The sequence below is a fragment of the Pseudoalteromonas tunicata genome (genome assembly GCF_002310815.1).
Taxonomy (GTDB): Bacteria; Pseudomonadota; Gammaproteobacteria; order Enterobacterales; family Alteromonadaceae; genus Pseudoalteromonas; species Pseudoalteromonas tunicata.
In genome coordinates this window covers 135,761-155,553 of record NZ_CP011033.1, presented here as the reverse complement: position 1 = coordinate 155,553, position 19,793 = coordinate 135,761, and the positions used below count along the sequence as shown (strand labels likewise).

Annotated in this window: 14 protein-coding genes; 9 read left to right on the top strand and 5 right to left on the bottom strand. The window is 41.9% G+C overall.

What is annotated here, in order from left to right; all coding sequences use genetic code 11:
- Positions 1-461: 461 nt before the first annotated feature.
- From PTUN_RS18565 to PTUN_RS18550, 4 genes are all read left to right on the top strand, one after another.
- Positions 462-1,913 carry a chitinase gene (locus PTUN_RS18565; protein WP_009836408.1) on the top strand — a complete coding sequence of 484 codons (1,452 nt, stop codon included), beginning with the start codon at positions 462-464 and terminating at the stop codon, positions 1,911-1,913.
- 697 nt (positions 1,914-2,610) lie between these two features.
- The gene (locus tag PTUN_RS22485; protein WP_009836410.1) at positions 2,611-4,269 is read left to right on the top strand and encodes a trypsin-like serine protease; all 1,659 of its coding nucleotides are present in this window, start codon (positions 2,611-2,613) and stop codon (positions 4,267-4,269) included.
- A 115-nt stretch (positions 4,270-4,384) separates the two neighbouring features.
- Positions 4,385-5,599, top strand: coding sequence for a hypothetical protein (locus PTUN_RS18555; protein WP_009836411.1), 1,215 nt, complete (start codon positions 4,385-4,387; stop codon positions 5,597-5,599).
- Positions 5,600-5,873: 274 nt separating this feature from the next.
- Positions 5,874-7,385: a polysaccharide deacetylase family protein gene (locus PTUN_RS18550; RefSeq protein WP_009836412.1), complete on the top strand. Its 1,512-nt coding sequence runs from the start codon at positions 5,874-5,876 to the stop codon at positions 7,383-7,385.
- A gap of 427 nt (positions 7,386-7,812) precedes the next feature.
- Here PTUN_RS18550 and PTUN_RS18545 read toward each other — a convergent pair whose 3' ends face one another.
- Together PTUN_RS18545 and PTUN_RS18540 are read right to left on the bottom strand one after the other, a co-directional pair.
- Entirely contained in the window at positions 7,813-8,259 is a 447-nt protein-coding gene (locus PTUN_RS18545; RefSeq protein ID WP_009836413.1) for a hypothetical protein, read from the bottom strand.
- Complete coding sequence (locus PTUN_RS18540) at positions 8,231-8,737, bottom strand: hypothetical protein (RefSeq protein WP_009836414.1); 507 nt, start codon at positions 8,735-8,737, stop codon at positions 8,231-8,233. Before PTUN_RS18540 ends, PTUN_RS18545 begins: the two co-directional genes overlap by 29 nt.
- Before the next feature lie 604 nt (positions 8,738-9,341).
- Here PTUN_RS18540 and PTUN_RS22020 point away from each other — a divergent pair.
- Both PTUN_RS22020 and PTUN_RS18535 read left to right on the top strand, forming a co-directional pair.
- The gene (locus PTUN_RS22020) at positions 9,342-9,674 is read left to right on the top strand and encodes a hypothetical protein (protein ID WP_009836416.1); all 333 of its coding nucleotides are present in this window, start codon (positions 9,342-9,344) and stop codon (positions 9,672-9,674) included.
- Entirely contained in the window at positions 9,601-9,996 is a 396-nt protein-coding gene (locus PTUN_RS18535; RefSeq protein WP_157742139.1) for a polysaccharide deacetylase family protein, read from the top strand. The genes PTUN_RS22020 and PTUN_RS18535 overlap by 74 nt, the downstream gene beginning before the upstream one ends.
- 567 nt (positions 9,997-10,563) lie before the next feature.
- Here PTUN_RS18535 and PTUN_RS18525 read toward each other — a convergent pair.
- The gene (locus tag PTUN_RS18525; RefSeq protein ID WP_096035266.1) at positions 10,564-11,259 is read right to left on the bottom strand and encodes a hypothetical protein; all 696 of its coding nucleotides are present in this window, start codon (positions 11,257-11,259) and stop codon (positions 10,564-10,566) included.
- A gap of 556 nt (positions 11,260-11,815) precedes the next feature.
- On the opposite strand from PTUN_RS18525, the gene PTUN_RS18520 reads away from it, so the two are divergent.
- From PTUN_RS18520 to PTUN_RS18510, 3 genes are all read left to right on the top strand, one after another.
- Complete coding sequence (locus PTUN_RS18520; RefSeq protein ID WP_009836420.1) at positions 11,816-13,837, top strand: S9 family peptidase; 2,022 nt, start codon at positions 11,816-11,818, stop codon at positions 13,835-13,837.
- A gap of 160 nt (positions 13,838-13,997) precedes the next feature.
- Positions 13,998-14,489, top strand: coding sequence for a rod shape-determining protein (locus PTUN_RS18515; RefSeq protein ID WP_232284959.1), 492 nt, complete (start codon positions 13,998-14,000; stop codon positions 14,487-14,489).
- Between the two features lie 19 nt (positions 14,490-14,508).
- Positions 14,509-14,967 carry a GNAT family N-acetyltransferase gene (locus PTUN_RS18510; protein WP_009836422.1) on the top strand — a complete coding sequence of 153 codons (459 nt, stop codon included), beginning with the start codon at positions 14,509-14,511 and terminating at the stop codon, positions 14,965-14,967.
- Positions 14,968-15,110: 143 nt separating this feature from the next.
- On the opposite strand, the gene PTUN_RS18505 is transcribed toward PTUN_RS18510, so the two are convergent.
- Complete coding sequence (locus tag PTUN_RS18505) at positions 15,111-16,964, bottom strand: S8 family peptidase (protein ID WP_009836424.1); 1,854 nt, start codon at positions 16,962-16,964, stop codon at positions 15,111-15,113.
- Positions 16,965-17,550: 586 nt separating this feature from the next.
- Positions 17,551-19,782: a ribonuclease R gene (rnr, locus tag PTUN_RS18500; protein ID WP_009836425.1), complete on the bottom strand. Its 2,232-nt coding sequence runs from the start codon at positions 19,780-19,782 to the stop codon at positions 17,551-17,553.
- Positions 19,783-19,793 lie beyond the last annotated feature (11 nt).

The following is a 19,793-nucleotide window of genomic DNA, read 5'->3' as shown; positions in this document are numbered from 1 at the left end:
AACCCAGTATTTTCTGAGCGAATTTTATGACTAAATGCGCTCAATAAAGAGAAAGCTAACCAGCCAAAACACAGAGATAAACAGAGGTAAACGATCAAATGCAGCGAAAAGCGATTTACCAGCGCATTGGATTAAACGTAAATACCTAAGTTACTTATCTCTAGCCAGAGATTCTCATGGTGAACAAGCTCGATTGGCTCGTTAATAGCGAGCTTAGATCACGTGGTTCCATCGCTGTTAACGTTAAAATAGCAACCTTAGATAGATTTATTATCCAGTCTTAAAGTTACTTATCACCAGCACGTTCTCACCTATAAATAATTCCAAAGCAGCAAGCAATCCCTAAAACAGGTATTGACAGCGATGTCAAAAGTAAACATTATATTTACAAGTTACACAAAATATAAACTTAGCTGGGTATATTTTTGTTTATTGCAATGGTAATCATAAGGAAAAGCGTCATGTTTAAACTCAAGCTTGTTAGCGTACTTATCGGCTCTTTGGTTTCAGCCAATTGTTTAGCCATGACAGCTCAAATCGACCCTGATAATCCCAATGGTTATATTGTTTCCCGTGGCCAAATAAATGCTGCGCAAGACGCAAAAACCCCAAATCCAATGTATGACATTTGGGCCAAAGCCCTTGAAACACGTGCAAATAACATAGTTGAAGCCATTTCGCCAGGTGCAACCACAAACCCAGCTAACGTTCAGCGTGTTGAGCGTGTTTTTCCACAATCAGAGTGGAACTTTTTAACCCAAATGGCGGCGCCTGAATATACATACACTCGTTTTTTACAAGCTATTGGTAAGTTTTCGGCCTTTTGTGGTGATTATACCGATGGCCGCAACGCCGATGCCATTTGTAAAAAATCAATTGTCACCGCGTTTGCACACTTCTCGCAAGAAACCGGTGGCCACATTGCAAAAACTAATACATCCGATAATCCAAATGGCTTAGAAGAGTGGCAGCAAGCACTGGTGCATGTGCGTGAAATGGGCTGGTCTGAAGGGCAACCAGGCTACACCACTGGCTGTGGCCAAAACGATTGGCAAAATAAACGTTGGCCTTGTGCGCAAAATCAGGGTTATTTTGGCCGCGGGGCAAAACAGCTTTCGTATCATTTCAACTACGGCATGTTTTCAGAAGTCATGTTTGATGGCGATGCCACAGTGTTATTAAACAACCCGGGTCTTGTTGCCGATTCATGGCTCAATTTAGCGTCTGCAATTTGGTTTTTCTTAACCCCACAAGCGCCGAAACCGGCCATGCTCCATGTGATAGATCGCACTTGGGTGCCTTCACAACGTGAACAAGATGCAGGCATTGGTTACGGCTTTGGTACCACAATTAATGTCATTAATGGTGGCATTGAGTGTGGTGCACAAAATAAAACGAAAGGTCAACCAGTTAATCGTATTCGTTACTGGGAAGGGCTGGCACACTTTTATAATGTGCCCGTTGAAACAGATGAAGAAAACACCTGTTGGCAACAAACTCCTTATGGCAGTCTCAATTTAAATGGCGCTACCGACGTGCTTTACACCAACTGGGATGGCAACTGGAAATACTATGCCGATCGCCCAGGCGGTTTCTCATTTGAATGTGAATTAGTGGGTTTTCAAACTGCCTATTCTGCTTTAGTGCCAGGCGACTACGGAAAATGTGTCACCAACTTTTACGGCTCACACGCCAGTTGGCCAACCATTCGTGTGGTTGATGAAGATTTAACCCCACCCCCAGTTGAAACACCTCCTGTCGGGGGTATTGCACCATGGATTGCGACCAAAGTGTATGTAAAAGGTGATAAAGCCAGTGTGACAGTTAATGGCACGACTACTCACTTCGAAGCAAAATGGTGGACCCAAGGTGATGCACCAGCCAATGGCGGCCCATGGAAGCAAATCCCGTAAAAATTTCATCCCTAAGATGAGTTGAGCCAAAACCGCAGCCTCGCTGCGGTTTTTTTATTTTTAAGGAACACAAAACAATTATTAATTGCCAGAAGTACCGTAAGACTAAATATGTCAGACCTAAGAGCAGCCACTGTAACTCTGATTTAAAATGCAACAATATGGCTTTGATCACCTTGTTAAAAAATCGCTAACAAAATAAACAAGTACCACACAAAAAATCATTTAAAACAGTATATTAATAAATACCCTCTGGCGTTTAAGCATTGCTTTTAACTGTATATTCAAATTTACACTATTATTTAGTTTCTAAAAAAAACAACAAGCTTAACTCACCAATAAATAATCGCTTTTTGGGGTTTTTTGGCCTGAAAAAAAACAATCATCTCACTGGGCCGCAGCTCAATGACGCTAAGCGTTAGCTTGTTTTTTAAGCACGAAATATCATGCAAACTTCTCTTTTTTGTCATCTCAATATCATTATTAAGTCAAGGTTGGGCGAGCATAAAACGTTCAATTGTAATTATTATGTTACTAATCATTGTTGTTTAAATTCAACCAATTATAAAAATTAGGCTATTTTCACCTGACAGGTCAGATGAGTTTATATATTTGCTTGTTATTTGACCATTGAAATATCTGAGAGTAGATCTTAGAAACCAATATTGGTGTATCTAAAAACAACAGGTATTTAAAAATGAAAACAACAACAAAACAGCTCAATCTATTAGTCGCAGGTCTTTTAGCAACACCCTTGCTCTATAGCGGTGCCGCAATTAGTCAAGATTTTGATGTCACGCCACAAATAGTCGGCGGCAAAGAAAGCCAACCTTATTCTCGCCTTTATCAAGTGGCGCTATTAATGAATGGTCAACAAGGTTGTGGGGGAACATTAATCAGCGACAGATGGGTATTAACAGCGGCACATTGTTTAGACAATGCCTCAACAAACTCACTTAGCGTAAGAGTGGGTGCACATAGCTTGAGCCAAAATGATGGGCAAACCCTAGCGGTGTCTCAAATTATTACTCATGAAAATTGGCGTGGAGCTAATGGTATTCGCTCAGGGTACGACATTGGTTTATTGCGCTTAGCAAGCCCTGCGAGTGGTGAGTACACCCCAGCGAAACTTCCGACTCAGCAAATAGAACAAACGTATGCCAGTATTGGCAGAAATGTTACTGTATCGGGTTGGGGGTTGACATCAAACCAAGGACGCCCGAGCGATCGCTTACGTGAAGTCGATTTACCCGTTATTTCAAATCAAAGCTGTAGTAGTGAACTCAACTTTAACCTTCCTGGCTCAGTAATTTGTGGTGGTGGAGCCGGTGGCGTATCGGCCTGTAATGGCGATAGCGGTGGCCCTTTTGCAATTGAAGCCAATGGCCAATTTTATAGCATCGGAACTGTTAGTTGGGGTCAAGGCTGTCGGGGCGCGACCGCATTTACTCGCACCACAAGCTACCTAAACTGGATCCAACAAAAAACAGGCATAGGTACAGATGTTCCTACCGACGAAAAACCAATGGCGAATTTCAGTTATACCGTTAATGATAGTGTGGTGACGTTTTCAAGTACCTCAACCGACGATAAAGGTATTGTTAGTCATTACTGGCAATTTGGCGATGGCCAACAGAGCAATGAAACCAATCCAAGCCATAGTTATTCTCCAGGTAGCTACACCGCAGTTTTAACTGTCACCGACACAGCTCAGCAACAAACTTCAATCTCCAAAACGGTTACGGTCAATGACGATACCACTCCTCCAGGGTGTGATGGACTTAATGCTTGGAGTGCCAGTATCAGTTATGCGCTGGGCGATCAAGTTAGCTATCAAGGCAATAAATATGAAGCAATTTGGTGGTCAACTGGGGCAATTCCATCGATTTATAATAATGTCTGGGCAAACAAAGGAACATGCTCAGGTGGCGATAGCAACCAGCCACCAAAAGCCAGCTTTAGTATTAGCAAAAATGGGCTGAGCGTTAATTTTAGTAATAGCTCTACAGATGACAAAGCCGTAACGTCTTCTAGCTGGGACTTCGGTGATGGCACATACTCTAATGCCAACTCACCTACGCATACATTTGTCGCGGCCGGCAGTTATCAAGTGACCTTAACGGTTTCAGATGCTCAAGGTTTAACCTCGCAAACGAGCCAACAAGTCAGTGTTTCATCAGGTGATACCGGTGGTTGTAGCGGTATTGCAACATGGGATCCGACAAAAATTTACCTAAGTGGCTCAAAAGTACAACTAAACAACAAAGTTTATCAAGCCAATTGGTGGGTGCAGGGACTAAACCCTGAAAGCTCAGGCCAATGGGGCCCGTGGTCTATGGTCGGTCAATGTAACTAAGCACCAATAACCAATATTTTAAGTAATCTAAGGGAGCGCAGCTCCCTTTCTTATGCGCTACTCTTTTGACTATCCCCATGATATCTTAACGATAACTTAACTATATTTGCATGCCATGGTTTTATCAGAACACGCCTTAGAAGCCTTATCTCGCACTGGAGATGAGTTAAAATACGTCTATAGCAATATTATTCAGGCTTTGCCACACTCAGCACAAACGCTCAGTGGCCTAACACACTTTTTAGGCTATAACCGCTCAAACGCTCAGCGTATTCTTAATGCGGTCAATAAAAGTGATAATGGCCATCAAGTTATTATTCAGATGCCCGGTTGCAGTGGCTTAAAAGATTTTAATCTATGCATTAAAAAGCATAATGTCGCCCAACAATGGTTTGTTCAAGCTCAACAGATCACCTTGCAATTTGAGTCAGTGATTAAGCAATTTTCAAAAAGCCATGCTCAACTTAAACGGGCGCTAAGTGATACTCTAGCCTGTGGCCACACTGCTGAAAAAAACGATATCCGCAAACTCCACTATACCACCTCAAAAAGTATTATGGGTTCATCGGTCAATACATTATTTAGTGCCTATGTACTCAGTGAGAGCAAAAAAAACGCAGAGTTCTTACAAGAAGTCGCAATCATTGCCAAACACGGAATTCATCGAGCACCCAATGCGCCGCCGTTTGTACAATTTTATACCCACCCTCACCCTGAGGGTTTTACGCAACCACTGGCGATTGATGGCAAAAGCCGCATTGATCATCAGCAATTTCAAATAGGCGTGATCGAATCATTTTCAACACCCGGCTTACTCGATGCCTATCAAAGTTACTCCGCCAGCAACTCCGGTATTGTTTTTAACGCCTTGGCCGACCCAGCACCGTTTGATGCCACTTTTTTATTTAGTAACCCAGACGAACTCGCCAACCCACTGCATCATAATAACCATTGCAGTTCCACCAGTATTTCGATTAAAAACCCAACCGAAAAATTGGTGATGATGGTCTTTTTAGATAAAAAAATAGATATAAAAAGCTCAGTTAATGTTGGCTGTTATCAAGGTAATCAAAAGGTCGAAGAGGGTAAACTCAGTGCCAAAGACATGTGGACAGAAAAACTGCCCGACTACCCAGAGTTGCGGATTGTTAATTTAAATGCCCCTAGTTTACAAGCAATTGCGGGGATCAACATTCAGCAATACGTGGACTTTATCTTTACATTTTCACAGCTGAATAAAGAGCAGTTTGTCTGTTATTTAATGGAGGTTGATTATCCCATTTGGTCATCGACTTACCGCATTTATTTCGAACACCAAACAATAAATTAGCATGCAGGCACACTCCCTTAGGTTAAAAACGAATCTTTCTGTGATGATGTCTGCTATTTAATGGCGATAATTCTCAAGCGCCATCATTACAATGTCACTAAAAATCGTTTAGCTAACTGTTCAAATCCTTGCCTATTTCACATCATAAAAAGTGTATTAAAAGCGACCACTTTGCCGCGAGTTAATCGCACGCTCAATATTAGAATTTTTCATATGCTAAACAAGGCAATAACCAGTAAGGTTAGTGCAAAGGACTCATAATCAAGGATTGACCATGGCGCTCATGACTAAACCCCACGCCCGTTTTTATTTAACCACATTATTCATCACTTTTTTGCTTACCGGTTGCGGTGGATCTGGTTCAAGCGACACCCCCATTGATAACCCCCCCATTATCAATGAGCCTGCGCCATTCGTAATCGATGACATTACCTATAGCACTTGGTCACATAGCGAGTTAACTGTTTATATCTCTGATCAAAGTCTCGCGCCTGCCGACAACCCTGTAATGCAGGCTTTAATAAGCGATATTAAAGCACTGAGTGAACCTTTTGCAGTACACCTGCAACCTTGGCTTATTCACTTAAGCGAAAACAGCCCAACGATTACCACCAAAGACGGTTATCTGTATTTACCAATCAACAGCAATACTAATGACAGCGAACGTCAAACCCAGCTCTTAAGCCAATTAATGTTAACCAAGCGCCAACAGCTGCAAACTAGCAATACACCATTGCAATTAAGTGATGTACTAATAAGCCAAGCGCTCGCCCATTTAATTGCCGAACAATACTTTGACCTTGATAATCAATACCAAAGCTTCTCAACCACGCAAGACCATTTTACCGATTTAAAGGCAGAACTAACCGAGCCATCAAGCACCGCTTTTAATCCAGACTCGCGTTGGTTAATCGGCGATACAACGCTCGCCCAAGGCTCAGGCATTGCTTTGATGCAACACGCATTGTTACATACCATTAAAAATTACCCTGGCAGTGACTTGGTCAGTATATCCACCTTACCACTTGATTCTTTTTTACCGTTTTTAACAAAAGAGCCCAATCTACTACCGCAAGTTAGCGATGTGCGCCTGCGCACACCCGATATCAGTGAATACGACCAAGTCCCCGCGAGCGAAATGCACCAACTACAGCAAGCCCACAGCAGTTACTATTTACATGGCTTACATACTAAAAAAGAAGTCGCACTGAGTTTTGACGATGGCCCATCGGCCTACACAGCTCAGGTGCTAGAAGTGTTGGCAAAACACCAAATACACGCCACCTTTTTTGTACTTGGGCAAAATATTCAAAACCGTAATGCCGACTTAATCGCCATTGACCAACAAGGCCACCTTATTGGTAACCACAGCTACCGCCATACCGACAGCAGTACAATTAGCGACAACGCCCTGTTATGGCAAAACGAAATCGCCAATACCAACGACATCATTTACAACCTCATTGGCTATGCGCCAAGGCTGTTTCGCCCGCCTTATGGCCGCATTCGGGGCGATCAAATCGACTACTTAACCAAGCGGGGTATGCGCACTATAAATTGGTCAATTGATACCCGCGATTGGCACACCCAAGTCGTGAATCAACAAGATATTGAATTTGCCGCCAGCCACTACAGCCACCCCGAAGCGGTGATTTTAATGCACGATGGCGGCGGCAATCGCAGCAATAGCGTCGCTGCGCTTGATAAAATCATCAGCCATTATCAAAACGAAGGGTATCGTTTTGTTACTTTAGATGTATTGTTTGGCATTGGAAGAGCAAGGTAGTGTGGCTTTGTTTGCCAACAAGTCAGCCATTAGCCCGACAGCAGATTTCAAAGTAAAAACGGTTTTTTGTAGGTGCAAGCCTGCTTGCGAAGGCGAGCGCAGCTCGGCCGCCTTGTAGGTCGGGCTTTAGGAGCTACATTTTCGAAACCAATGCCCTAATCGCATTTGATTACATCATGGCTTGTCTTAGTGAGTTGTGCCAACCAGAACCCGATATCGACAGCCTGTTACCCAGGAATGTTAAAAAGTAGGTGTGGTTTTTTGCTAGTCGGTTAAAAAATTAGGCTAAAAAATAAAGTTGAAACTCTTTTCAGAAGTACTTTGGCAATTAAACAAGCTTGTCGTGAGTGCTTTTAGCTTGGATAAAATTGTGGTGATGACTAGAACCGGCCCCTGACGAATCACTTCTGCGCAATATACTCGGAGACTAATGTAGAAGTTGTTGCACGGCTTTTATCTCCAAAGCTGCTAGCGCTACCGGAAAATGCAGTGCTGCATGATGGCACATCACGTCTCGCTTCCAATGCCAATTAAATTCAGCGTGCTCCGTAATTTTCACCGTTTTGCCATCCGGCTGCAATAAAGTAGCACTCAAATCCCAAGCAGGCCGAAAACCTGAATCTAATTTAATGTTTTCCAGACGTAAAACGCCCACTGATGACGTATTGTTATCACCTGATCGGACTTTTAGTTGCTCTAAGTGCACAGAATGTATTAACCGACAGGACAACACAGGAAGTGGCTCTGCTACCTGCAGTTTCAAGGCCGGCGTATAAGCCGATATATTCTCAGGCAAAGCAACATGATAACTACAGCTGCTCAGGAAAAACAGTAGAAACAGTGCCTTAAAGAAGGGTATATTGTAAAACTGCATTTTTTAGTTCCTTATCTATCTTCTGTTTTAATCGAGGCATTTGATAAGCCACATTCCGACAGATGTAATCCACTATTGCAGACGAACGAAACTGATGCGTAACCTTAGAGTGGTGAACTTTCCCAGCAACAGCAAGCTCAATGTCTGCAACCATCTCAAATTGGTGATTTAGCGACAACCAAAACCCTTCACTTTCCCTATCTTCCGTTCTTTGAAATGTGATGTCGGTAATTTTGGCTTGCCCCATGCATTCTTGCGGGCTACAGTTTTTAAGCGCAAAATAATCTGCGCCGTTGCCTCCTATGGTAATAGTGTATTGATGAAGGAGATCTTTTGGACCACAAGCTATCTGCGCAGGTGCTTCAATTATCTCTACCGAAGCTGACGCTGAAATTGGAATGACCGCTGCAGGCAATGTTTGACAACCTGTAAAAAGCGCTACTAAAAATACAATAAAGGACTTTTGTATGTGTTTCATAAGACCTCTTTTTTAAGTCTTTCAATTTGTTGATGGATAAATCCTTGCCGCATTTTTGTTGGGCGACCGACATGTTCGACTACTCGTCTAGAATCTAGATCCACTTTTATCTGACGCTTTTCTGTTGGTGGATACATTATATTTAAGCTAAGACTTAGATGCTCAGGGGGATATTGTAAATGAAGATCCTTACCTGCTCTGAAATATACAACCTTACCAGGCGCTAACTAAAATCTCTCCAAAATTCCCCCCCAGCAATTGGGTTTGTGCCATTAAACTCAACGATGTCTCTCGTTTATTTTTGTATTTCTCAAGCAGCTCTCTGAGTAATTTCTGGACTGTGTAAAACATTTCGAGGCCTCCAAGTTCAAGCTTTCTAAAGACTCACTAACAACTGGTAATAAATCCTTTGATAATCTCCTTTAAAGTAAGTTAAGAGTACCAATCAAGTGGTACTAATTAGTTAATTTGGGACAATTGAAAACCCGAATGTACCCAATTAAGGTTTTAAGCTAGTGGCAATAAACACAAAAAGCAAACTAAATTTACATTATATTTCTTTCGATACTTTAACCTTGCAACCACGTAAAACAATTTTACCGACTTGGCGGCAGAGCTAAATAAACCATCGAGTGCCCCCTTTGACCCGCAATCTCGCCGGTTAATCGGCGATACAACGCTCGCCCAAGGCTCAGGCATTGCTTTGATGCAACACGCATTATTACATACCATTAAAAATTACCCTGGCAGTGACTTGGTCAGTATATCAACTTTACCACTTGATTCTTTTTTACCGTTTTTAACAAAAGAGCCCAATCTACTACCGCAAGTTAGCGATGTGCGCCTGCGCGCACCCGATATCAGTGAATACGACCAAGTCCCTGCGAGCGAAATGCACCAACCACAGCTACCGCCATACCGACAGCAGTACCATTAGCGACAACGCCCTGTTATGGCAAAACGAAATAGCCAATACCAACGACATCATTCACAACCTCATTGGCTATGTGCCAAGGCTGTTTCGCCCGCCTTATGGCCGCATTCGGGGCGATCAAATCGACTACTTAACCAAGCGGGGTATGCGCATTATAAATTGGTCAATTGATACCCGTGATTGGCACACTCAAGTGGTGAATCAACAAGATATTGAATTTGACGCCAGCCACTACAGCCACCCCGAAGCGGTGATTTTAATGCACGATGGCGGCGGAAACCGCAGCAATAGCGTCGCCGCGCTGGATAAAATCATCAGCCATTAGCCCGACAGCAGATTTCAAAGTAAAAACGGTTTTTTGTAGGTGCAAGCCTGCTTGCGAAGGCGAGCGCAGCTCGGCCGCCTTGTAGGTCGGGCTTTAGGAGCTACATTGTTGAATTGTGATTTTTCACCACAGAGAACTCCGAGGCGCTGCGCTACACCGAGCTTTTGAGTTAAAGGCTGGGTTTTTGTCGTAAAAATTGATTTAAAATTAATGTTCATTTTCAGGGCGTGATAACGGGGGAGTTGTTGGTATCGACGTATGTTTTGAGATTGGCGTAGCTGCAAGCCTGCTTGCGAAGGCAAGCAACGCTTTTTCATCGGTATAAAATAGCTTGCTTGTAATAAGTTGTAAGGAAAATAAACTTGTATCTTATTGTCTATTATGAAGTTTATCAGTAACCTTGCTGATTATTGCATTTAAAAATGTGAAATAGGGGTTGAAGTTAAGTTTTACTTTTTATGATCAAAGGCAAAAAAGAAAGACGACCCCATTGGTTCAGTTTGCCTAAGCGCACTCGGTTGGCCTGCGAAGTTACTATATTGTAGGGTAAAGAATTTTGAACGCTGGCTAAAAAATCCTATTATCCATTTCAGTGATTTTCACATCTCCACAAGCGGTTGATTTACTATAGATATAAACTGGATCCTGACAGAACTTCTGCCAATCTTTTTGTCGTAGGTGAAACATAGAGCGCATCAACTCACCTACTGTTTTAGGTCCATACTCGGGTAATATTCCATATTCAACACTTATAGTATTGGTTTTAATCTGATCAGAACGAAAATATGGCTGCAAATAATGAACATCTATTGGAGAAACTTGATAAGAAAAACGCCGAGTTAAGTAATTACTATAAAACCCATCCGTTTCATTGCCAAACTGATAAGTATAGCGATAGCCTTTGTGTTCATCATCAGGGAGTTGTGTTTGTACAAGATACAATGGAAACTCATGCACCTTGGTTTCTTTTCCTTCTCGGTAGCGAATTTCTGCATAGGCCAAGTGAGCAATATCGTTTAAGGTTTCGTCACTTAAGACATAGAGCTGCCAACTTTTTATCTCTGATGTTTGCATTTCAGCGGTAAGATACACGCTTTGAAACCACTCAGGATAAGATTGCCGAACCGCTAATGGTTGTATTTTCCAGCTGGCGGCCCCTGCACTCACGATTGATTCATTAAATTTTCCCGTAAAACTGCAGCCGCTCAATGTACTTAGTATTATCACTACATAGAGAAATCTAAATCTTAAAGAGGATTTCATTGACAAACTCCTTTGCTGTGTCATTGCTACTCAAAAAAATATTTGAACATCAAAATCGCCTAATGTAGAGATCGCTTCGTATACAATATTCATATGAAATTTCCTTATTTTTTAAAAATTTCTAAATGTTACTGTTCAACTGTAAAACACCATACCCGATAAAGGTACGGCAAATACATCTTATACTGAGTGGACTTTTAATGCGATGTAAAAAAAGTAACTAAGACGTTGCTTTAACGTGTCGAAATGATGAAAAAACATATGGCATATATGGACACAACCCACTTTGCAAGCATGAGCGGTTTTTATCTCAAAATGCATTTCAATCGGTTGAGCTATTCACGGTTATAACCACACATGTTTTAACCTCGGTGAAGCGTAGCGCCTCGATGCGCTCGGTGGTGCAATTTTTTCCGCAACGCGCTTAAAATTTAGCAACCTTTTGAATAACCTGTCATTCCCCTCTTTAAGCTGTACGTTTATCGCCAAACAGGTGACGGCCACAATTTACTGGTCAACAATCACATTCTACTTTTATTTTTGATTCGGAAACCTTATGTCAATCAACCTCAAACGGACGTTAGTTGCCTGCTTGTGCTTCCCAACTGTCGCACTGGCAAACACCCTATTTTCTGCTAATGATATTTTTTCGCTTGAATATGCCTCAGACGTGCAACTGTCACCGTCTGGTCAACAGGTCGTTTATATTCGTAATAGCAACGACGTAATGAAGGACAGCACTCGCCGCAACTTGTGGTTGGTCGATACTAAAACAGGTGTGCAATCACCGCTATTTTCTGATGAAAACCAATATATGAGCCCGCGCTGGTCACCTGATGGTTCAAAGGTGGCATTTTTAAGCAATGCATCGGGCAGCACGCAAATTCATGTGCATTATTTAACAGAAAATCGCACAGCGTTGTTATCGCAATTAGAGTCTGGCGTCAGCGGGTTAACCTGGTCGCCCGATGGTAAATGGCTTGCTTTTAGCCAGTTAGTGGCAGAAAAACCAGCCGTAATTGCAAAAATGCCCGCTAAACCAAAAGGCGCAAAATGGTCTGAGCCTGCAATTGTTATTGATAAGGCGTATTATCAAGCCGATGGTCAAGGGCTCGTAAAACCAGGCTATCGACATGTGTTTGTGATGCCAAGCGAAGGCGGCACACCGCGCCAACTAACTTATGGCAATTATCACCACAGTGGCAAACTTGCTTGGCGCAGCGACTCAAAAGCGCTGGTATTTTCAGCCAATCGCTTCGACGATTGGGAATACAAGCGCCTTGAAAGCGACTTATTTGAAATCGATTTTAGCGGTAAACTTACGCAGTTAACCGACGCCCCGGGGAGCGAACATTCTCCTGAGTTTTCTAAAGATGGCAAACAACTGGCCTATTTGAGTGCATCAAATGAACTTAACCCATACCGTAACCATAAGCTCGCCATCATGGCGTGGTCGAGTAAAGAATCAAAGTTGATTGCTGCGGATTTTGACCGCTCTATTGCAGATCCGACATGGCTTTCAAGCAATACATTGGCCATCAGTTATGATGACTTTGGTAAACGCAAACTTGCGACCATCACCACCAAAGGTAAAATTACCGATTTAACCGATACGTTGTCGGGCACAACGCTTGGGCGTCCTTATATCAGTGGTGAATTTAGCGCTAATTACTCGGGTAACATTGCTTTTACTCATGGTACGGCGCTTCGCCCGTCAGATGTTGCAGTGGCAACAACCAGCGGTAAAGTGAAACAACTCACTCACCTTAATGATGATTTACTCGACCATAAAACACTTGGCCAAGTACATGAAATTAGCTATCAATCGTCGTTTGATGGCGAAACAATTCAAGGTTGGTATATCACGCCACCTAACTTCGATCCCAACAAAAAATATCCATTATTGTTAGAAATTCATGGGGGTCCACATTTAGCCTATGGCCCACATTTTTCTGCTGAGTTACAACGATATGCAGCCGAAGGTTACGTGGTATTTTACGATAACCATCGCGGTAGCAGCTCATACGGTGAGCGTTTTGCGATGCTATTGAAGTACAAGTACAGCTCTAAAGAAGATTTTGCCGACCACAATTCAGGCATCGATGCGGTGATAGCAAAAGGCTTTATCGACGAGAAAAACCTCTTTATTGCCGGCGGTTCGGCAGGCGGTATTGCAACGGCGTATGCAATCGGCTTAACAGATAGATTTAACGCCGCGGTGGTGGTAAAACCGGTTATCAACTGGTTGAGTAAAGTACTTACGGCTGACAGCGGTTTAACGCAAATTCCAACTCAATTCCCTGGTATGCCATGGGAGCATGTTGATCACTACTGGCAGCGCTCACCGCTTTCATTGGTGGGTAATGTAACAACACCGACCATGCTGATGACGGGTGAAGAAGATAAGCGTACACCAATGGCTGAAACTGAACAGTTTTATCAAGCGCTTAAACTACGAAAAATAGATGCCGTATTGGTTAAAATTCCAGGTGCACCACACGGTATTGCAGGAAGACCCTCTCGGATGATCAGCAAAATTGAACATTCGATTGCATGGTTTGAAAAATACAAGAAATAGTCAGCTCATCTTCAACAGGCCACCAAATTTTAGGTGGCCTTTAAGAGCCAATTCGATACTCTGTAAAAAGTAATAGAATAGGTCGCCTTTTGCCTTTGACGTTAAAAAGAAAAAATAGGCCTGTTCCTTCACCTTCACAAATGTGGCTAGGAGGCCTGTATTGTTAACCTTTCTGAGAGGTCTTTTCTCAAACGATTTACTTGTTGAGTTAAGCCAAAATAAAATATCAATCCAGGTTTTTTCTTCAGATATTAAATATGAAGATGAGCCTTATATTGCAATAGAAAAAACTAAAAAAGGTGAAGTTGTTAAAGCAATAGGGAAGATTGCAAAACAAGAAACCTCTGGCAATATTGCAGTGACAAACCCATTTCAACATACACGATCTTTTGTCGGAGATTTTCTTCTCGCTGAAAAAATTATTCAGCATGGCGTATTTGAAATCCATAAATCTAGGATTAGACCTGCACCTAGAATTATCATGCATCAACTTGAAAAAACTGAAGGCGGCTTAACGAGCATAGAGGATCGTATTTTACGTGAGCTTGCTCTTGGTGCTGGAGCAAGGGAAGTCGTCATCTATTTGGGTGATAAAATCAATCCTAAAGTTGATAGTTTTGACGCTATTAAGTTTAGGGTTTCAGTCTGTTAACTAAAAAGGAATAACCTAGATGATCCGCTTAGCCACTTTATCCGATCGCGTGGCCGTGCAAGCCCTTTATCAAGAATTGCGACCTCATGATCCGATTTTAAGCCAAAAGCATGCAGAAAAAGCCTGGGCTGACTTAATTAACGACTCAAGTAGCTTTATTGTAGTGGCTGAACGTGACGGCCAACTAGCAGCAACCTGCGCCCTGACAATGAACAAAAGCATAGCCAATGGCGCTCGGCCTTTTGGCATTATTGAACATGTCATTACCGCGGCTAAATTTCGCCAACAAGGGCTTAGTCAGCAAGTTTTAACTTATGCAATTGAGCTTGCGTGGCAACAACAATGCTACAAAGTAATGTTGTTATCGGGTGAACAGTTAATTGGCGCGCATCGAGTATATGAAAAAGTAGGCTTTAAAAGTGGCATTGAAAAAGGCTTTGTGATTAAACCTCCAGGTAGCAACGACACTAAACAATAAATAATACTGCTTATGTTAAAAATAAAGCTCCTAATCATGTGGGATGTTCAAATCAGCATCACCACACACCTTGGAGCTCTATATTATTATGCCCAAATCAGTTTAATGTGGGCTTATTCTGCTGTTAACCCAACAGGGATTAATTAATATGACGCTACAACACTCACTCCAGAAAATGAGTTGTAACCTCTAAGCGTAATGTAATATTTACCACCTTGGCCTGAATTAACGTTACAGCTTTCATTATTACCATTTAAGAAGGGACGACAATCGTACGTACTGGTCGTGGCTTTAGCCCCTCGGCGAACATATAAGTCAGCATCACCTGAACCACCAGACATAGCTACATTTAAAGCAACATTGGCAGGTACATCAATGGTATAAACAACCTCTTGGCCACTTGCACCTGCAATATTTGTTGCAGGCACACCATTTGTTAAGCAGTTGCTACCACAGCCCCCGTCAGCTTCATAATTACCGACTAAATTAACGCCATTGTATTGGCTGTAACCGTTGAGCATTACCCACCAATCTCCAGCTTGTGGATTATTAAAGGTGCAACTTTCGACATTACCATTTTGGAAAGGTCGGCAGTTATAATTATTTATTGATGGTTTTTGCCCCACTTGTACATACAAATCAACATCACCAGAGCCACCGCTGGTATTAAAAGATAAAGATGAAGAGCCTGCAGGCACAACTAATTTATAAAAAGTATTTGAACCTTGTGTACCAGATGCTGTAACACCTTGACCATTAATGAGTTCTTTATCTTTTGGTGGCGGCACTATAATACCTTCTAATGTGTGTAATAACTCATTAGGCGAGCCTGATTTAGCATCCGATACTTTATTTTTTGAACTACGTTGGCTTAATAAACTTTCAATTTGTGAAGTACTAAGCGATGGATTTTGATCAAGGTATAACGCAACGGCGCCAGCCACATGAGGAGATGCCATCGACGTACCACTGATACTATTTGTTGCAGAATCTGAGTTATACCAAGCCGATTTAATGTTCGAACCTGGTGCATAAATATCTAAACAATTGCCATAGTTTGAAAAGCTAGAACGGCCATCGTTACTGGTTGTAGACCCTACTGTAATCGCATTTGCTGCGCGCGCTGGTGAATAATTACACGCATTGCTGTTGTCGTTGCCAGCTGCAACAATAAAATTGACCCCAGAAGCAACCGCATTATTTACCGCATCATCAGTTGCTTGCGATACTCCTCCGCCTAAACTCATGTTGGCAACAGACGGACCCGATGCATTATTTTTAACCCAGTTAATCCCAGCTATCACACCTGAGTTTGAACCCGAACCACTACAACCCAATACTCGCACACCCACAATATTAACGTTTTTAGCAACACCATATGTGCCACCGCCTATGGTGCCCGCAACGTGTGTACCATGGCCGTTACAATCTGTTGCATCATTGTCATTATCAATAAAGTCATACCCATGTGAAGCTCGATTGCCAAATTCATTATGAGTAACCCTTACCCCTGTATCGATAACATAAGCGGTTACTCCAGAGCCATCATATTCATAACTGTAATTACCGTTTAAAGGCAGGTCTTGCTGGTCAATTCGGTCTAATCCCCAAACCGCATTTGCTTGATTTTCATTCGTACTTGCTAATGGGCTAATCGACATGATTTGATCTTGTTCAATGTATTCTATATTTGGGTCGCTCAACATTTGCTTTATTTGTTTACTTGAGGCGTTAACCAAAACCCCATTTAATACATTGCCAAATTCTTGTGCAATTTCAATATTGTAAAGATTTACCAAACTTTTGGCTTGTAAGCTTGCAAAGTTTGAAATGGCATCATGACTATGAATATCTAAAACAGAAGGCGTTTTAAATACAACGATATATTTACCTTCAATGGCACGACTATCATCAACAGACATAAGTTGTGCCGCACTAACATATTGAGCTGACAAACCGGCAATTACAGCAAATGTTAGAGTACTTAATTTACGCATTGTTTAATCCTTTTTAATAAATTTAAGAGAAAATGCATTCCAAAAACTGCACCTAAGTCAGGTGCACAATCCCAAAAGCAATACTCCCTAACCTCACTCGAAGGATTAAAATACATCTGTATCTGTTTTGGGTTTTTGAAACACCATAAAAAGGTAGTACCTAAAATGGATATTCCAAATCGCAATTAACATAAATTTAACTTAAATGTAAACATTATTGCACGAATGGTGTTAATCAGAGGTTTTTGATGCAGTATTAATGAATAACCAAAAATAGTTATGGATAATGGAGTCTCGTAGAGTGGTGCACAATATTGCGTAGGCCGATTACAGCATCAAGAGCGAGTACACTGCTAGCAGCAAAAACAGCTGCCAGAGAGTGATTTATTATTCAGTATTGAAATTAGTTAGCCTCAAGACTGAATAAGAGAGATTTATCAATACATTGAATTAAAAGGAAATATCAAGTTATTCATCGCTAACCCGATATTTTCAAGGCTAGCAAGGGGGATGTAGGCGTTGATAGCGAGCCGCTGTTAGCGTTGAAAATAGCCGCTTAAGAGTGATTTACGATTCAGTCTTGAGCTTAATTAGCCTTTGCGACAGTAAATTGCATTTTGCGCTCGCGTATATCCACACTGTGTAAAATCACTTTTATAGCATCACCGACTGAAAAGCATTGTGTTTTAGCGCGCCAGTGTTGTTTTGTTTTATCATATAAAAAATCGCCTTGACCAAAGTGGCTCTCTGGCACTAAACCTTCAATCGCGGTGTTATCTAGTTCAATAAAAAAGCCATATTGAGCCGTGCCCGAAATTGTTGCCTCAAATGATTGACCAATAAACTGCGTCATATATTGACACTTCAACGCACTAGTCGCTTCTCGGCTAATGTCGTCCGCTTGGCGTGACATTATCGAGCAATGGCTGCTTAACGTATTAATATCTGCGCCAAGATACGGGTATGATTTTTTCGACAATGGAATATGAATCACTTTATCCAAGCGCAATACGCTTAAACATTTGTGCAATACACTGGTTTGTTGGTGGCGAATTTTCGCTTTGATGGCACGGTGTGTCATCAAATCAGGATAACGGCGTATTGGCGAAGTAAAGTGGGCATAGGCATCATAAGCCAAACCAAAATGACCTTGGTTAGTTGCTGAATACTCTGCCTGGCTTTGTGAGCGAAGCAATAAAGTTCGAATCGCGCTAGCATCGGCTCTATCACCAATACTGTTTAATAACGCATTATAATCATGCGTTGTTGGCGTATCGCCTCCACCTAAGGTTAAGCCTTTTTCTAATAACAAGCTGCGCAAAGCGTTTAGTTTTTTTTGCGTAGGTCCACTGTGAATACGAAACAATCCGGCAATTTTATGACGCTTTAAAAAATCAGCGGTCGCTACATTGGCACACAGCATAAATTCTTCAATCATGCGATGTGCATCATGGCGAATGATTGGTTCAATGCTCTCAATTTTCTGTTCCAAATTGAGTTTTAGCCCATATTCTTGCGCATCAAATTCGATTGCACCACGTTGCTGCCTTGCTGCTATTAACGCTGAATATAAAATATGTAAGTTATTAAGATGAACAGCAATATCAGCCGTATTAGCAATTACCTTTTTAGCTTTGGCAGAATCAGGATTTGCAACAACCGCATAAGCGTCGTCGTAAGTAAGGCGAGCATGGGAGTGGATCACCCCTTCATTAAAGGTTGCATTGAGTACTTTGCCTTTGCTGTTTATTGTCATGTCGCATACTAAAACCAAACGGTCTTGCAGAGGATTTAACGAGCATAATCCATTTGATAATGTTTCAGGTAGCATTGGAATGACCTGATCAGGACAATAAATTGACGTGCCTCTTTGCTTTGCTTCAAGGTCTAATGCATCGCCAGGTGTTACATAATGTGATACATCCGCAATGGCGACCAATAAACGCCACTCACCTAAGGGCATCTGTTCACAATAAACTGCGTCATCAAAGTCTTTTGCATCGGCACCATCAATGGTCACAAAAGGAAGTGTGCGATAATCAACGCGATCAACTTTATCGCTTTCACTCACCGTATCACCTAACAAACTAGCCTGTTTAAGTAACGCACGAGGCCAGGTTTCACTGATCCCATAACGACGTAACGCAAGTTTGGTTTCAATGCCGGCTGCATTTGGCTTGCCCAACACTTCACTCACTGTGACCACAAGGCTTTGACGAAAACTCGGATAATGAGTGATTTGAGCATTTACATATTGCCCGATACAGGCATCGGTCACGCTATTGCTTTGAATGGGTATAGCGTGTGGCATCTTGCTGCAATTTGGCGTTAATAGATATTCATTACCTTCACGATGTACTATGCCAGTAATGTGAGTTGTGCGGCGCTCAATAATTTTAATTAACTTATGTACAGCGCGTTTATGGTTATTTGGCTCAAGTAATATTTGCACCTCATCACCATCAAGCACATGATTTAATTGATTTTTAGGTAAAAACAAATCTTTTTCGGTGGCGCTGAATTTTACAAACCCAAAGCCATCATGATGTAAACGGCAGACACCTTGTACAAGCAAGGTTTGATCAATTATTTGATAACCTTTGCGTTGATTAAACAACAGTTGCCCGTCGCGTTCCATCGCGCGCAAGCGTCGTCTAAGCGCTTCTTTTTGTGCAGCATTATTTAATTTTAACGCATAAGCAATTTGCTCACGGTTAAGGGTTTGTTTCATTTGACCAAACAAACTGAGGATAAATTCACGACCAGGAATGGGATTATCATAAAGGGCTGATGGTGATGCGGTTGAGTTTAAGTTCATAATTTTCTCTT

Excerpts from the sequence above, each read along its gene's own strand:
- PTUN_RS18565 (WP_009836408.1), top strand. The coding sequence starts at position 462 with ATGTTTAAACTCAAGCTTGTTAGCGTACTTATCGGCTCTTTGGTTTCA.
- PTUN_RS22485 (WP_009836410.1), top strand. The coding sequence starts at position 2,611 with ATGAAAACAACAACAAAACAGCTCAATCTATTAGTCGCAGGTCTTTTA.
- PTUN_RS18555 (WP_009836411.1), top strand. The coding sequence starts at position 4,385 with ATGGTTTTATCAGAACACGCCTTAGAAGCCTTATCTCGCACTGGAGAT.
- PTUN_RS18550 (WP_009836412.1), top strand. The coding sequence starts at position 5,874 with ATGGCGCTCATGACTAAACCCCACGCCCGTTTTTATTTAACCACATTA.
- PTUN_RS18545 (WP_009836413.1), bottom strand. The coding sequence starts at position 8,259 with ATGCAGTTTTACAATATACCCTTCTTTAAGGCACTGTTTCTACTGTTT.
- PTUN_RS18540 (WP_009836414.1), bottom strand. The coding sequence starts at position 8,737 with ATGAAACACATACAAAAGTCCTTTATTGTATTTTTAGTAGCGCTTTTT.
- PTUN_RS18525 (WP_096035266.1), bottom strand. The coding sequence starts at position 11,259 with ATGAAATCCTCTTTAAGATTTAGATTTCTCTATGTAGTGATAATACTA.
- PTUN_RS18520 (WP_009836420.1), top strand. The coding sequence starts at position 11,816 with ATGTCAATCAACCTCAAACGGACGTTAGTTGCCTGCTTGTGCTTCCCA.
- PTUN_RS18510 (WP_009836422.1), top strand. The coding sequence starts at position 14,509 with ATGATCCGCTTAGCCACTTTATCCGATCGCGTGGCCGTGCAAGCCCTT.
- PTUN_RS18505 (WP_009836424.1), bottom strand. The coding sequence starts at position 16,964 with ATGCGTAAATTAAGTACTCTAACATTTGCTGTAATTGCCGGTTTGTCA.
- rnr (WP_009836425.1), bottom strand. The coding sequence starts at position 19,782 with ATGAACTTAAACTCAACCGCATCACCATCAGCCCTTTATGATAATCCC.